7 protein-coding genes are annotated in these 17,442 nt (G+C 40.8%); all 7 read left to right on the top strand.

What is annotated here, in order from left to right; all coding sequences use genetic code 11:
* A partial coding sequence (locus U5J89_RS08250) for a hypothetical protein (RefSeq protein ID WP_322575139.1) occupies nucleotides 1–1,379 on the top strand: 1,379 nt, incomplete at its 5' end.
* Between the two features lie 20 nt (nucleotides 1,380–1,399).
* A complete protein-coding gene (locus U5J89_RS08245; RefSeq protein ID WP_322575138.1) occupies nucleotides 1,400–6,553 on the top strand; it encodes a hypothetical protein in 5,154 nt (1,717 codons plus the stop codon).
* A 4-nt stretch (nucleotides 6,554–6,557) separates the two neighbouring features.
* Nucleotides 6,558–9,113: a hypothetical protein gene (locus tag U5J89_RS08240; RefSeq protein WP_322575137.1), complete on the top strand. Its 2,556-nt coding sequence runs from the start codon at nucleotides 6,558–6,560 to the stop codon at nucleotides 9,111–9,113.
* Between the two features lie 120 nt (nucleotides 9,114–9,233).
* Entirely contained in the window at nucleotides 9,234–13,346 is a 4,113-nt protein-coding gene (locus U5J89_RS08235) for a hypothetical protein (protein ID WP_322575136.1), read from the top strand.
* Between the two features lie 31 nt (nucleotides 13,347–13,377).
* Nucleotides 13,378–15,411: a hypothetical protein gene (locus U5J89_RS08230; protein WP_322575135.1), complete on the top strand. Its 2,034-nt coding sequence runs from the start codon at nucleotides 13,378–13,380 to the stop codon at nucleotides 15,409–15,411.
* Nucleotides 15,412–15,431: 20 nt separating this feature from the next.
* Entirely contained in the window at nucleotides 15,432–15,836 is a 405-nt protein-coding gene (locus U5J89_RS08225) for a tetratricopeptide repeat protein (RefSeq protein WP_322575134.1), read from the top strand.
* A 28-nt stretch (nucleotides 15,837–15,864) separates the two neighbouring features.
* Nucleotides 15,865–17,442 (top strand): tetratricopeptide repeat protein (locus U5J89_RS08220; RefSeq protein WP_322575133.1); only part of this gene is annotated, 1,578 nt, incomplete at its 3' end.

Genomic DNA, 17,442 nt, shown 5'->3' with positions numbered 1-17,442 from the left:
CGAATTTTTCTAAATATGGGATTAACGGTGCAACTATTCGCGGAGGGTATTTGAAGTTTAATCCCGGAAATTGGAATATCGAGCTATCCGGAGGACGGTCAAAGAAAGCTGTTCCTAGTAACAGTCAGAAAGATGAATTCCGCGAATCTGCATTTGAACGGTGGGCAATGGTTGGGAAAGTGGGATATGAAGGAGATGGTAGTCATTTTTATTTGAGTAGCCATTATGAATTGGATAAATCAAAGTCATTGAATAATCCAATTGGGATTACTCCAAAAGAAAATCTGACCCTTACACCAGATGCAAAACTGAGTATTTTTGACGATAAGGTAAGTTTAGAAAGCCAAGTTACCTTTTCAGCCTTCACTCGTGATTTAAATAGCACTGAGATTCCTCTTACAAGTACCGGGGTACCAAGCTTTATTTCTAACCTGATGCAGCCGCATCAAAGTTCAAGATTAAATTACGCCGGGCAGGCAACAGCAAGTTTACAATTAGATAAATTTGGGATGCAGGTTGGTTACGAACGAATCCAACCCGGATTTAGATCGCTTGGCATAGGGCAAATTCAGGATGATAAGCAAAAAATAACCATTTCACCTTCAGCAAGGTTCTTTGATAATAAGGTATCGGTACAGGGAAACGTAAGTTTTGGCAGAGATAATCTTTTGAACAGTAGGATACAAACCCAGCGTAATACCGGAATCAGTGCCAATTTAAAACTGCAGGCCACAGATAAGATTACAATAAGTAGCAACTATAACTTGTTGCTAAATAGTTTTACAGCTAATTCTGGAGCTTTATCCTCGCCACAGACAGCGCCCCCCGATCAAAAGCAGGTGTCTCATACCGTGATGTTACAACCTTCTATTACACTTCAGGGTGATGCAAAAACTCACAATATTTCTTTATCAGCCTCATATTTTACATTCGAACTAAGTTTTGACGGGGAAGGACCTTCAGTACCGAAGGGCAGTGCATCTGATACTTATTCTACCTCGGCAACATACAGCCTAACATTTTCAAATGGACTTGCTTTGAATTCCATGGCGAATGTTTTGGTGAACAATTCCAGTAATGCAGAAAGCCTCACATTAGGAGGAAATTTGGGTGGCAGTTATACAATGTTAGAGCGCAAATTGACGCTCAGCTTAAATGGTGGCTTCAATCAGAACACAAATACTACGACAGTTTCCAATGCAAGTAATTTTCAGGTGGAAACACAGCAGTTTATGCTGAGTTTATCGGGTAATTATCGTCTAACGGATAAGGATTTCTTTTCGCTGTCGCTTAGAACTCGCGGTAATAACGTAGTTGAGGGGGGAAGCAGCAGTTACTCAGAGCTGGAAGCTAATTTGAAATATCAGCATCGTTTTTAAATGGATTTAATTAATTAACTATGAAGAGAAAGCGATTTGAAGTAAATAAAAATTTATTAAGATTCTTTTTATTTGGCCTATTTATTTTAGCTTTGGCTGGCTTCAATCAGAAAGTCGTTGCCCAAGGTGTGACCAATGTTAATGTTACAGGTATTTCGCCTGTTATTGAAGAGCCTTTTACCGATACATTTGAGCAAAATTTTCGTAATGGTCTTTATCAAGTCATATTTACTTATAACAGTTCTAATACGAATCCGGTTGATTTTCGATTCCGATTTCGCCTGACAAGGGGAGGTGAAGAACTTATTAATGTTGTATCTGATCCTAAGAGTTTTAGACCAGGTGCATATATCTTCACTTCCGTATTTGAGGATCTTCCTTTTCCGCAGACATTTGAGCAAGTAATTTCTCAAGTTGATAATAACTTAAGAAAACAGGTAATACAGGAGGGAACTATTCCAGAGGGAAATTATCTTCTCGAAATAACACCTATTCCGGAAGATGATGCGGGAATGATTGCTACACCACCATCGATAACAAATTTTACCGTTCGATATCCGCAGGCGCCAACGCCACTAAATCCACCCGACCAATCTAATCTTGTGCTTGAAACTCCGGTTTTTAATTGGACGCCTGTTGTTGGTCTGCAGGATTTTACTATTGAATACGATTTTTTACTGGTTGAGGTACTGGATTCGCAGACGCCTGTTCAAGCTTTAAACAGCAATAGGGCACATGCACAACGAACATTGACTGAACAGTTAACTTTGGTATATACACCGGAGTTTTTACCACTTGAAGAGGGCCAGAAATATGCATGGCAAGTTTCGGCTAATTCTCCGAATCAAGAACTTCCTATTAAAAATGACGGAAAAAGTGAGATCCGTACCTTCACGTATAAAGGTAAAACTTCTCCAATTGCCAAGGAGGATCTGGATGAAGTACCGTTGCAAGAAGATTTTGCCATTTTAACAAAACTCGAACGGCTTCAAATTACTGAGCAGGCCAATAGCATTATTTTAAATGGGCCGGCGACGATGGAGGTTCGTTTTGCTAACCGTCCTGAACCATACGAGATTAAAGTTAATGTCCAGGATTTACGTATGCAGAAAGGGTCATTGGATCGTCCTATAATTACCCGGGGATCGGTAGTAGGTACTGGCAATTTCTTTGAAGAGATGCTAGGTGAATCTGCTGATCAAATTGACTTGCGCGAAGTTCGGTGGGATGCGGGCAAGGGTTTAACTGCTAAAGCAAGACTGATTACACCTGATGAGAGCAAACTCAACGCTGATGGGAGCTTTTATGTACAAAAATCGGGTATCAGTGGCAGCGTAACAGCCCAAGGTCAACCGATAGCATCATTGGGTGATCAGTCGTTACAATTGGTACTTACCAAGCTTAAGGCAACTTTACCAGGCGGTAAAATACGAGGTACTGGTAAAGTTCGTACGTTTGATGATGTGACTTGTGATGTACCATATCTCAGCCTTAAGGAAGATTTTCGCGTAGGTATAGATTGCGATATTAATGAGTCGATTAATCTGGTTAGCGATTCTGATCGGCTGATGCTGAATATCGATGATGCCCAGGGTCAGATATCAGGTTCATGGTCAAATCAAGATATGGAATATGATGTTGGACTAAATTCAAAATTGGCTCTTAAACTCAAAAATGACCAGTATTGTGAGAATTCAGTAAACATCTCGCTTTCTTCTGAGAAAGGTGTGGAGGTTAATAGCTTTATTCCATCTTGTGTGGATCCGGAGCCAACACTTGATCTGGGATTACTTCAGCTTGCTTTTAGTGATTTAGGAGTAGAGTCGTTTGGATATGATCAGCAAAACTCTACTTGGGATTTTGACTTAGCTTTTGATGCTGAACTATTTTTTCCAACAGCTCCCGATGTTAAGCTTCCTACTATCCAGGATGTTCATCTTACAAACTCAGGCATTCGTTTTCCTAAAACTAATTTTGGGAAAAACGATTTGCAGGGGCTTGGTAACATTAATATCGATCAGCTTAAGCTACAGCTCGAGCGTTTTGCGATGGATCGATTTACTTTTCCATGGTTCAGCTGGCTAAGAGCTGATGCAGGTCCTTGGGACTTTTCTTTTGATGCTGCTTTAATGCTCCCCCAGAATCCTAACTATCCATCATGTTTGACTAATGCAGCATTAAATGTTCGGGGGGCTCATGTTGAAGATCGTGGAGATGGAAATCGGGCTCTTATTGGTGATATTGAAACTCAAAATGTAGGCTCTTGTTCTTGGAGCTTTGGCTCCGGACATACGCTTAACATCGATGAACTTTCGGGCAGCATGCAAGTTAATTATCTGGATGGAGAGTTAGAGGGTTCAAGTGAAGTTTCTGTAGCTGGAGATTTAGCCTTGGGCCAGCCTTTTAATTGCGGATCTGATGATCAAATAAATCTTGCGCAAACGAACCTAACTATATCAGGTGGACTAAATGGGTCTGTAAATAATATTACACCGCAGTGTCCCATAGAAATTGGTCCTTATACGGCACAGATCACTTCTTCCAGCATGGAATTTAATCATAGTGCAAGCAGCGGCCAGAAAGCAATGATGGATGCCCAAGCTGAGCTGGAAATATCGGAGCAGAAGTCGGCTACCGGAGGGATGAAAATTAATTTGATGAGTGGTAAAATTGACAGTGCAGGATTTACTATTCAAGGTCCCTTTGAATGGGATATTCCGAAAGAAAACCCCGTGTTAACCTTCGAAGTTGATAAGGCTCGGGTAACGCACGATGGCTTTTTCGTAGATGGTCGTCAAAATTTGAAAATTGAGGACGAAACCATTGGCGCTACGTTTGATCAGCTGTTATTAGACTGGGAAACGTTTGAAGTAAAAGAAGGCAGTATCACGCTTGATGAAGCTTTCTCTTTCCAGGCTGGCATCGATTCAGTTACCAAACAGCTTGATTATAAAGCAGCACTGGACGACAGCACGCTCACCTTTTCACCCGGTATGTTGATGAATCTTGCCGGTACGGTAACCATTGATTCTTTGGGATTACATACTTCAGGTTCTGCTCAAACTCAACTAGACTTTGGCAATACTGTGCTTGATAGCCTGGATATAAATTACACTAATGATTTTGCAATGGGACTGAAACCGTTCAAAATTAAAAAAGGTAAGGCAGAACTGTTCTGGAATCAGCAGCGGGTTGCTTTTGCCGACAACTCTGGTTTCCATCCAGATATTGGATTTTTTGGAGAGCAGTTTTTACCTGAGCGGTTACCGCTTCCCACTGAACAGGTTGCTTACATACAATTGAAAGAAAATGATCAACTTGTAGTTAATACAACCTCGTTGCCGAATGGAGCTGTTAAAATTGAGACCAAGGCTAATACACCACTTAAACTTGTTTTACCAGCTCTAAAGGGCAAACAATCTCAAGCCCCTGAGGTATCGGTATCACTTAATAACGTTCGTGTTAATCCAAGTACGGGTAATTATTTAGGAGGGACTATTACAGCCAATGTCCCGCAGAATGACTCGCGTTTTGATTTAAATCGCCTGGATATACCGCTATTGTTGAATAAGATTGAGTATGCCAAACGTAGCGTAAACGGGAATATGGTAGAGCGGCTATTTTTAGATGGAAACCTAAAACTATTTGATAAAGATCTGGGATCAGACGGCAGTGTGTCGCTTTTTGTTGAAAGCAATGGCGATGTTAAAGGGAGTTTGGATTTACCAAATTTGAATGCCAGTGTACCACTTGATCCCAATTCAAACAGGGTAGTAGCAAAACTGGATTCACTAGGCGGTACTGTTACTAAAATTCCTCTCATCGGTGGTGGACAGCCACAGTTTACATTTAATATCAAAGGTGGTTTTCAGATTAATAACCAAGGTGGAGATGAGTCTATAAGAGCAGATGTTGGTATGCGATTTGATGATCAGGGGTTGGGTGTAACTAATTTTAATGCATCAGCTTTGGAAGATTCAGCGTCACTTGATCTTGGCCCATTTGGAGTTGATATCGGGAATATAAATTCATTGAATCTTGGTTATACAGAGCAAAATGGGTTCAACTATTTTGCCGAGCTTGATTTTGCCCTTCGCTTGAAGATGCCAAATCAGAATTCAATGACATTTCCACTCAAAAATGTAGAAATTCGCAATGACATCGGATTTGTTATTCCTCAGCAAGATATCCACGATGGTTCTACACCAAGTTTGAATGCACCGGCGCTTGATTTGGGTAAATTCCGATTAAAACCGTTGGCCTTTAGAATGCAGCGCGATACCGTAAACTGGCATACTTTTACACCCGGTGACTTAGTTGACATTGTACCCAAAGTAGATCTTGAATTAACCTTTCCGGGCTTCCAAAATACAGCACCTGAACTTTCACAATTATCTATTACGCTTCAGGATCTTGGGTTCAGCGATGGTATTTTTACCGGAAGTATGTTGCCGATAGATCGTACCAACGATCCTATCTTTTTGCCGATTGGTTCAGAAGCGGGTATACATATTGATGGTATTTCTGGTGGTCTCTTAGATCCGGGAGATGGTACGCAAGATTTTGATGTGCAGTTATCCGGTTATTTTGATATGCCGTCATTTTTTATGGAAGAGGGACAATCCTGTAATCAAACTCGGGTAGATGTGAATCTCTCCAGAGAAGGAGGTTTATCAGGTACTGTTGATGATTTCTTACCATGCGGGGAACTCGAAATGGGTCCGCTGGCCTTGGCATTTGGGCAATCCACTCTTGACCTGGCATTCAGTAATCAAAGTCAGAAGGCAACGTTGGCCGGCGGTGCTACAGCTGATATTGAGCGTGAAAATGCATCGACAATAACAGCAAACGGCAATCTCACATTTGATCTGTTGAATGGGAAAGTCTTGAGTGGCAATGTAGGTATTAACCAAACTTTTGACTGGTATTTTCCTTCCGAAGATTCTCTCTTTGCTTTTGAGGTACAGTCTGCAAAAATTGATACGGCAGGTCTAGTATTTACCGGTGGTGGAAGCATGAAAGCAGGCGATGGCTCAGTAGGGGTTACCTTTAATGATTTGGCGTTTAGTTTGGCTGATGGATCTTTGGCTTACGGTAGTGTAGATATGCAAGCCAGTTTTGCCCTAGATGTTGGTTTAAGTCCAACTAAGTGGGAGATTAATAGTCCCTTCTGATTCTATGAGTGTCGATCCCGGAGTGCGTCTGACAATGCCCTCGAATTTAACCTTGGATAAAAATGGCATGCAGGTGAATGGATCGAGCGGGGCATCACTAAAATATGGCGATGAAACCTATGCTGATCTAAACCTGGATTTTGTCAACATGATGATCGGTTTCGATCCGGTAGGGGTAACATCCGGTCGGGCTGATTTTATACTGGATGAAGAAGGGGAAGATCCTACTCGTTTGGCTTGGTATGACAGTCAGGGATTCCACCCTGATAATATTGCCGGTGGGGTGCCATTGCCCGATACGCTGGGACTTCCAACGAAGGATGTTGCTTACATAGTACTTAAAGATCAAAATGGAAATAACTTGGTGCAGTCTTCGGCTGTCGATGGTGGACTAAGTTTATCAACAAGTCAGCCCATACCACTTGTCCTGTCTTCGATGACTGACAGTAACGGTGATCATCCTCAGGTGGATGTTAGTTTTAGCGATATCGAAATCAATGGCTCTTATGAAGTTGTCAGTGGTTCTATAACGGCGGACTTAAGCAATACACCGCTAAACTTGGCGAATTATGGGGATTATCCGTTTGGACTAATGGCCCTGCATTTTGAGAAGCAACAGGGATCTCCCTATAAACTATATGCAGATGCAAACGTAGAGTTGCCGGATGCCTTAACTGAAGTGGGTTTATTACTTGAAAAAGTTGCACTAGGACCGGATGGATTTGAGAATACAACGATCTCGTTTGGAACCTATACTACTGCCCATACCGAGGGTAGCGCTCCTGCAATTGCAAGTCATTCCTTTGGGAATGATGATCTTTATTTAGCAATGCGAGGTGCCGAGCTGGAGTTCAGTTCCACCAATTCATATCGTTTATCGGGTGATATCAGCAGTAATTTTCTTAAGAATGCCAACGGAGATTCCGCCGTTGTCCACTTTTCAGCTGATTACTCCAACAGTAACTGGCAATTTGCTTTGGATACTAATCACTTAACACCACAAGCGTTTCCCATCGGTCAGGGTAAATTAATTTTGGATGATATACAGGCTGATGCCACACAGCAAGAGTTTGCGCTTGTAATAGATGGGCGCTTTTCGTTGTCTGATGTGGCAGGGGATGATCTGGAAATAGGATTAGAAGATCTAAGAGTGGGTACTCAGGGTGTTTCGGTGGGTAACGTTAATACCTCAGGATTGACGCCTCAAAGCCTCAGTATGTTTGGGCAAACGGATAATATGACGATTTCCAGTCTTGATGTACAACTTACTCCCCAGAACCATTTGATGCTGACGATGGATGGTTCACTCAGCTTTTTGGATCGCAGTTTTGATTTTAGTGATTTCAAGCTGGGTTCAGACGGTACTTTCCAAATGGGAAGTGGAGGCGTTAATCTAATTGATCCGCAGAATCCGGTGCAGCTGATGGATCAGTATTTTGTATTAACCGAACTTAGCATTGGGGTTCAAAATAGTAAGGCTGCATTAACTGCCAGTGGCGATATAACTCTTCCTGCGCCATTAAATAGTACATCAACAACAAGCTTGACCGTTGATCATACAGGTAGTGTCAGCTCTAGCGGACCGCAATTTCAATTAAATGATGCATCGGTAGATCTGGGTGATATTGCCACGCTCAACCTTACGGGCGCCGGACTGGAAATTAATGATATTACCACACCGGATATTACTTTTTACGGATCGGCAGAAGTGATTGTGGATGGCAAAACAATTGAGTTAGGGACGCCCGGCGGTCCCTCAAGTTGGGGAATGCGATATAAATTGGCTGATGCTGTGAGCCAGGGACTTGAATGGAATAGCCCTTCCAACCACCCTTCATTTACGTTTAGTGCCGGTTTCTTTGATCTCACAATCAAAAAAGTGGAAATGATAGATGGCCAGAACTTTGGTCTAAGTATTAATACCAGTGCAGCAATGAGTCTTGAAGGAATTGGGGGAGAGCTGGATCTCGATAATTTCCAGATTTCCTCATCTGGTATAGAATCAATGGGTAAAGTTACCGGGGGGGGACTCAATATTGCCCAGGTGGTCAATATTGAGTTGGGATCTTTTGATTGGAAACAGAATGAAACGATTGATCTTGAAGTTCAAGACGGATCAAACCAGGATCCGGGCAGTAAAACAAGATCTGTTCAAGTTGAACAATATTTAAGCTTTACCAATGACAGCGGTGATGGCGGTAATGCCTTATCAATAACAATTCCAGGAGGATTTAGCGGCAGTATTGATGAAGTCCTCTATTATAAAACCTCAAATAGTTTTTATCTCAATATTGACGGTGTAGATATTTCGCTGAGTGATTATGCTCGACTTTATGCCAGTTTCGAATATTTGAAGCAGCCTAACGGCTTTAAATTTAAAGTTGCAGGCGGCGGTAAATTCAAAGCTCCTGGCAAGGAATATAACATCGCGGCTATGGGTCGGATGTCTAACATCAATAATCAGTTTAGTTTTGGAATTTTTGTATCCGTTTCAGCAGAGGTGCCTATTGTGCCGGGAGTTATGTCGTTAACCAAAGGCCGGAGGTGGATTCTTCTATAAAGCCTCAAATCAAGATTTTGAGGATGTGGCTGCTTTAAGTGACTACGAGTTCTATAATGATAAGGAACCATGGGTCGAGAAATCAGATGATTATGATTTTGCTATTGCCTTAAATGCCGAGTGCCAGCAGTGGTAGGTATGGGCGGTTCTTATGCGGTAAGTGGAGAAACGATGATATTGATTACCGATCAGTGGTTTGCACTCGATGTACAGGGTACGATTCTAAATCAAGAGGGGAAATTAAAGGGAGGAATGTATCTGGAAGTTAGTTGGTCGCCGAGGTTTAATTTGGAGGGAGGAGTAGGGGTTACGGTCGATTATCCAGCGATACTAACCGGGAATATGGATGTTGACTTTTTAGTAAAGAAAACAGCAGAGGGAGAACCGATTTGGGCGATAAATGGCAATGGAAATCTTGATATTATTGGAGGCATTACAGCCGATACTAAATTTATTGTTAGCCCTGATGGATTTTATGTTGACCTTGCTGTCAGCCAAGGGTTTGATATATGGGTTATTAGCATAAAAAGTAACTTTAATGGATCACTTTGGTGGATTTATAATGAACAATTTGGGGCCTATGTAGAAATAGGATTTGATGCTTCACTCTTTGGGGGCGTAGCCAGTATTGGGGGTACATTAAAAGGCGCTCTTATTGTCGATAATGGGTATTTAGTTTATGCCTCGGCCAGTGCATATGTTAATGTTTTTATGGTCTTTAATGGTAGGGTGAGTGTATGGGTCGCCGTTGAGGACGGAAAATTTGACGGTGGAAAAGGGACCAACGGTGCTTATGAGTCAATGGTTGAGGATGCTAAAGAGCAGGCCCAGAATATGCAGGATAAAATGAATGATGCAGCCGATGCTGCTGGAGATATAGAAACAGAGCCTGATATTCTTAAAGTTAGTAATGCTGAACTTGCTGCTGCGGGCTCGAATATGTTAAATGCCAGTGAGTATTATAAAGCTGGACTGTATTATGACATGATGAATAATGAACGGTACATAAGTTCAGGTACACCTCCATCAATTTATAGTGATATTCGCAGCGAGATAACTGGCAATGACGACAAGCCGCAACAATCATCTTACAATATTAGCTCATTGCGTTCTAATATGGAGTCGAGCATTGATAATCTTACACAAATGGCTTCTGATGTAAGAACGCGTTTACAAGAAACTCGAACAGCAGCAATACAATGGGAAACTCAAGCCGAAGAGATGGCACAAAATGTGATTAGCAATCCGGTGAGTTCTAGCCAAATGGACTGGCAAGGCGATCAGCCGCCATCTTTTGAAATTGATGAGAATAAGGCTGCAAGTAATCAGAGTTCACTTGAAGCGTATAAAAAGGATGTGGATGCTTTGGATAAAAAATATAAGGCAGCTCTCGATTCAATACGGACAAATATTGGACGCATTGATGATGCAATGTCATTTAAAATGGCAATGTTCTCTGTTAATAGCGACTTAGAGGGTAATCTTTCTGTATCACAGCAAGGGGAAGGCCAAATTAGTGCTAATATGGTATCAGAACGCTATGCTGAGACAACAGAGGATATTGATAAGTTTTATGCCCATTACATTTCCTATCTGTGGAGTTCACACTATTGGGCAAAAGAAAATCTTGGTGATTTTAAAAACCTCAGATCTGGAGGTGGTTCTGCGGTACGCGATGCAGTTATTCAAGCAAGTGAATCCCAACTACAAGATGTTGGAGTAAATGTAGACTTTGTAAATGAAAATAATGTTAATGTCATATCAAGGAATGGTTCAAACTTTGATATGAGAACTAAAGTCAAAAGAACGGCTCGGGAGCGTTATTTTTATATTCTGGATGCCAGTCCTAATTATTCATTCAGTCAAGCTATTTCTGAAAAACAAAATTTTGAGAGTGAGATGGATAACTGGTGGAGTAATAATGATTACCAGAGTTTCTATGGAAACTTTGTACAAAAGGGCATTGAGCTGTGGTACGAGATGCCCAAAAAAGGATACCAGGCCATTCGTGATACTTCTCGAAACCAGGCAGAGAGTTTGGCAACAAGATATGATACCAATGTTGGAAAAATGGAAGATGCTCATGAGAACTTTACACGCCTGATTGATGATATTTTTGAGATTAAAGCCTCTATGAATACAACATTACACGGTTTGCTGGAGGTTTATATCGGCTGGAAATCTGATTCTACAATTACGGCTACTGACTCCACAATTAACACCCTTGAGCAAGAAAAACAAGATTTAGAGGATCAGCTAGCAGCCCCACAGATATCAAATATCTATGTCACAAAGAATCTTTCAGATTTTCATAATAAAATAAAGCTAAGCTGGCAGGTGCAGCATCCTACCGGCAATATCTCCGAAAACAGTTATAATCTTGCTCGAGGAAGTAATACCAGTGTGTTTGGCCAGAATATGCTTTCAACGGGCAGTGATACAGAAGTAACGCGTTATCTTTTTAAAGAAGTAGAAAGCCAGGGCAGTAAAAATTATAATGTTACGGTGAGAGCCAGAGGTCCTGGAGGCATCGCTATCAGTAAAGGGGCAGCTTTTACCGTAGATGTTGATGAGGATGATCAAAGTTACTCCAATAATAACTCTGATGGTGCTACTACCCGAATAAGTGAAACGGATGATACACCACCATCAGATCCAGTTGTTGGTATTGATTTGAATTCCACAACTCGTCAGCAACCTATAAAAATCGGAGGTAATTACGGGATTAGTTATACAATATACCAACAAGTAGAAACCTATTGGACACAGAAAAATGACGAACTTACTTTTAGTGCTATGTCATTCGATTCACAATCTGATATTGCAGGGTTTGAGTACGCTATAGGAAGTTCTAAAGGAAGAACCGATGTAAGGGATTGGACCACGGGTCAAGGCAAAAGAGTTACTTCAAACAGTAGCTTGTTTAACAATATGGCGGGAACAGATAATTTTGCTCAGAAGATTACGATTCATAATCTGAATATGCAATCTGGCCAGGATTATTATCTAAGCGTTCGTTCGGTGAATGGTGATAGCCTGATAAGTGATCATAAAGAGTTGAATAAATCCATTCGTTATGATGATGCAAATCCAACAACACCTGCATCGAGTGGACAAGGTATTACAATGCCCGATATAGGTAGAAGGGTCAGCCTTCTTACTTCTGCTGTAACAGAGGCTCCAGAGATGGAAAATATTCCTTCGATTAGTAAAGAAGATCCGCAGATAACGGTTCAATGGGGTGCGTCTTCTGATCAGGGTTCGGGAGTTCGAAAGTATGAATATGTTGTCACAACTAAAGCAGATGCACAAACGGCTTTTGCAGAAGGTGAGACCGAAAATAGCTGGGATGAAGAGGTGACCATAAGTGGAGAACCATTGAATTTTGAAGATGAATTTTATGTACATATTCGAGCAAAGGATTATGCCGGTCGTTCTAGTAGTTCTGTGCTTACCTACGGTCCTGTACAACCTCGGGATCCTACGCCACCTGAAACTCCGGACATTGCAGCTTCAATAAAGAATAATGATTTAGGATTTTACCTGACTGAACCGTCGCTTGACTTGGAAACAGATATTGATAAATATGAATCTGGTATTGGGGATTCCAGACACTCACCGGATCTTAAAGGTTGGAGTGAGCAGGATATGTCTTCAGTAAGCCTTATGATAGGTTTTTGGAAGTATTACCAGGCTGAAGATATTGATTGGCCAGAAAGAGATGCCCCATTTGTGGAAGTTCCGGCCGATAACTTATCAGATGGTGAAGAAGTGCATGTATTTCTGCGCTCTATCAACAAGCAGGACATTAAATCTTCCGATGTAGCAAGTGGCTCATTACTTATTGATCAATCGCCGCCCCAGAACCCTTCAATATCGTTGAATAATAGAAGCTATAATTCTTCGGTATCTATTTCAGTAAGCGGTATTAGTGATCCACACAGTGGGATTCAAAAAGTAGAATATAAAGTTGTGGATCCCTCTAAATTTATTACCTCACAAAAATTAGTACAAGATTGGACGGATCTGATGTCGGTTAGTGGTACACAAATGGGTACTCTAAGCGGGGGCGAATCGGTAGATATTTCCGGACATTCATTTATGGATCTGCGGATTTATGTTAGGATTACGAATGGTAACGGATTGCAGAATACTGTAAGCAAACAACCTGCATTGAATGATATGTCGCAAAACAGCGGTGCCGGTTACCAAAATTACAATATCAACTTCTAAGAAATTATACTTTACTTTGAATACAAGAGGTATGCATCAATATTTTGACATAGTATCAACACTGGTTGCCATAATCCTGGGATTAACGATGGTTTGTATTTCTAATTCTACAGCCGAAGCCCAAAGTACAGATCAGCAGATGCGGTATGCTGTGCAGGGCGATAGCGTTTACATTTATCATATTAGATCGATACAGCCGGGTCAGGGCTTTAATATTTACCGGAAAGATGAAGGAGAATCAGGATTTACTAAGCTTAATGATGCTCCAATTCGAGGTATTACTTACGCAGCTGAGCTACCGTCAGTGCTGGGGTTAGATATCTACAATCAAATTCAAAGAAATATTGATGCGGAATCTGAGAAAGATATGTTCTTTACGCTGCGTTCGAATTCGGTAGCCGGCAGGTTATACACCTTTGTTTATCCCGAAGTGGCACAAGCTTTGGGACGTCTCTATATCGACAGTACGGTTGAAGTCGGGGAAAGGGTAACCTATAAAATTGAGTTTGTAAATGACTTAGGCGAACCACAAGGTGATCCCATCATCCAAGAATTTAATATTAACAGATATATTCCTGAACCTCCTGAAAACCTGACGGTGAAAAATGAGGGTTATTCCGTAACGGTCAAGTGGGAATACCCAAAAATGGGAGCTGATGATGACAAAGTGATAAGATTTAACTTATATCGGCAGTACCCTGAGACCGAGCAGGTTGAACTTATTAATGACGACATTATTATTAGACGATCAAATATAAGCTCTTATCAAGAGCGGTTTCAAACCGAAGAATTGGGTCGAGAAATGAGATATTTTATTTCTGCAATAGATATTACAGGGCAACCCGGCCCACCCAGTGAAAAGGTTACGCATTATATAAAAGATGATATCCCCCCATCTGTTGTTAGTCCTGTGAATGCTGAATATATTGATAATAAAATCGAAATTACCTGGCCGGTGAGTCCAGAAACAGATTTAGAGGGTTATTATGTGTATAAAAGCCAAGACATAAGACAGGGATATAAAAAACTTAATTCAGTTCCTGTAGCACCACTGGAAACAATTTTTAGGGACTCAAGCATTACAGAAGGAAATCGATATTTTTACAAAATCACTGCTGTTGATAATGCAGGTAATGAAAGTCCTAAAAGTGCTGCAGCTATGCGCCACATTGCTGACAGTGAAGCACCGGTTACTCCATCTGATTTGGAGCTATCAGTTACTGATGATAAAAGGATTCGTCTTGATTGGAATTTATCGCCCAGGGCCGAGGATCTAAGTCGATTTATAGTACTACGAAGTAGACTAGGTACCGATAACTCTGAATCTTATACTCAGCTAACTGGTCGTGGATTTATTCAAAATACTTTTGAAGATGTTGGAGAAGCTGACCAAGGATTTGCAGAAGGTGCTTTTTATCGATATGGAATCGTAGCCGCAGACAGTTCAAGAAATTTTAGTGACACAACTTTTGCTAAAATACAGGTGCCGGATTTAACCCCCCCTCAGAAACCATCATTTGTGCGTGCTGATAATGACGATGGCATTCGTGTAAATGTTTCTTGGAATAATACAGGGTCTGGAGATGCAGTTGGTTATATTGCCTACCGTCAGCCGTTAGATTCTTCTGTTACGAAAATCAAAGAACTACCCATAAGCGAAAATAGTTTTCGTCATGAAAAAGTGACTATTGGTAAGAAATATCGTTATGGAATTAGTGTAGTCGATTCTGTTGGCAATGAAAGTGAACCGGCTTTTTCTGATACCGTTTTAGTACGTGATTACGATCCTCCACGAAGTGTGCGAAATGTTACAGTAAACTCAACGGAATCTAATGAAGATGGATACCGTATTAATTGGGAGCCGGTTGTAGCTCAAGATCTTATGGGTTATAAGGTTTATTATTCCAATATCTCTACCGGTGTTTATAAACCAGTGACAGATAACACGATTGATGAGACCTCATTTAAAGATAGTAATGGAGAGGTTGGCCGCTGGTATCGGGTGGTAGCGGTTGATGTTTCAGGCAATGAGAGCAAGCCTAGTAATCCAGTAAAAGCGGAATAATCGGATAATAGCTTTAGCAGATGTATATATTTCAAAGAATTTTGCTTGTTATTCTTTTCTTGATAGGAAGTGTTACTGCCTTACATGCACAACAGTTTTTATTGCAAGAGGGCATGCAAAATTATCAGCAGGGTAATTTTGAGAAGAGTATTGATTTGTTAGAGCAGGCCATACAACGTGATTCCCTTCAATTAGATGCTTATGTACTATTGGGAGCGTCATATCTGAAGGAAGAAGTTCCGGAAGTTGCCCAACTTAAAGCTGAGCAGGGTTTACAGCATTTTCCTAATGCTGGCTCACTATCATGGATAAGAGCCGAAGCTTTATTTCAACAACAGCAGTTTACCACAGCGCTATCAATATATTCTAAGCTTTACGAAGAGCATCACAATAAACAACTCCCTGCAGCCTTTACAAATAAATAAAAAGGATATTAAGGAGCGGTTTATCCAAGTGAATAAGGCTTTGGCTTCTGAGGCATTCAGTCGCAACGAATTGGACAAGGCGAAGAACTATATTGAGAAAGTCCGAGAGTTGAATCCCCGAGATGTTGAAACCCAAAAAAATTTGGCATATCTGTATTTAAAGCAGAAAAAATGGGAAATGGCACTAAAAGAGGTAAATAAAGCTTTAGAAAATGATCCCGAAAATAGAGATTTGCTTCGAATGAAAGCTTCAGCATTATATAATTTAAAAAACTTTGAGGGACTTAAGGAGGAATATCGAAAGCTTTATGAGCAAGATCCCGATGATATAAAAACGGCTTTAACCTACGCCGAAATTCTCGTTGGGAGTCAGCAATCATCCGAGGCAATAAAAATTTATGAACAGTTATTAGATAAATATCCTGATGAACGAAGAATATATGAGGCACTTATTGATGTTAACGAACGCCGGCTTAATATTAAAGGCAAGAGAGCTGTGCTTCGTCGGATGGAAAGTCGCTATCCTGATGATCAAAATGTGTCAAGAGATATTGCAGCTACTTTTGAACAGGAAGATAAATGGGAAGAAGCTCGGGCAGTGTATGATTCATTATTAACTTCTACTGGGGATTCTTTAAAGTTGCAGAAGAAGATAGCAAAGACTTATGTAGAGCAAGATAGTTTACTGAATGCCGAACGAATATATGAACAGCTTTATCGAAATAACCAAAGGGATAGAGAGTTGGTTTTGAGATATGGAAAAGTGCTGGAAAACCAAGGAAAATGGAGTGAGGCGAGGTCTCGCTATAAGGAATTTATTGCCAGGAATAAAGATCAGGAAGTTTACTATCGTTTAGGTATTACGTTAATGGCATTGAATAAGAATAAACAGGCGATAGAATATTTTCGTGATGCTTTAGAACTTGGAAGCCGAGCCCCAGATGTATATCTAAGGTTGTCCCAACTACTGGCAAAAGGTGGATCGGAACAGCTTACCGAAGCTCGATCGAAATCTAAACGAGCATTGGAATTAAGCTTGGAGGCTTTACAGAAAAACCAAAAAAAGGTTGAACAGAGTTTGAATGAAAATTCACTGGGAAATCAATTTAAAAATCAAGAACGGTTTAAAAAACTAGAGAAACTTAACTCGCTGGCCGAAAGAGCATTCAAGCATTTTACGGGAATAAATAATAGGTCAGATGTAAGGAAGATGTTTGATCAGATTGAGTCTGATTATCCTGGTTCGGGTCGCCTTCAATATCTTATTGGAGATTACTATTGGGAGGTGCAAGAGTATGATTTAGCAAAATCGTATTATCAGGAGGCAATTAAATATACGCCCAGGCTCAGAGAAGCACATGTGGGACTAGCACGGTTATTTGAAAAGAGCGGGCAACATGCATCTGCCATACGTTCTTATGAGCGAGCATTATCACTGAATCCTGAACAGCCCGAACCCTACGATGCGCTAATAAGGCTATATCGTAAACAGGGGAAGTTGAATTCCCTTTGTGATCGCTGGAAGGCTCTTTATCGAGCTAACATTGATAATAAAGTTCTGAAAGAGTTTTTGATTGAAGCATTGCATAAATCAGAGCGTTATGAC

Origin of the sequence: Fodinibius sp., from assembly GCF_034521915.1 — a bacterium.
Taxonomy (GTDB): Bacteria; Bacteroidota; Rhodothermia; order Balneolales; family Balneolaceae; genus Fodinibius.
The sequence above is the reverse complement of the archived record's forward strand: the minus strand, read 5'-3'. Positions and strand labels throughout refer to the sequence as shown.

Excerpts from the sequence above, each read along its gene's own strand:
- U5J89_RS08245 (WP_322575138.1), top strand. The coding sequence starts at position 1,400 with ATGAAGAGAAAGCGATTTGAAGTAAATAAAAATTTATTAAGATTCTTT.
- U5J89_RS08240 (WP_322575137.1), top strand. The coding sequence starts at position 6,558 with ATGAGTGTCGATCCCGGAGTGCGTCTGACAATGCCCTCGAATTTAACC.
- U5J89_RS08230 (WP_322575135.1), top strand. The coding sequence starts at position 13,378 with ATGCATCAATATTTTGACATAGTATCAACACTGGTTGCCATAATCCTG.
- U5J89_RS08225 (WP_322575134.1), top strand. The coding sequence starts at position 15,432 with ATGTATATATTTCAAAGAATTTTGCTTGTTATTCTTTTCTTGATAGGA.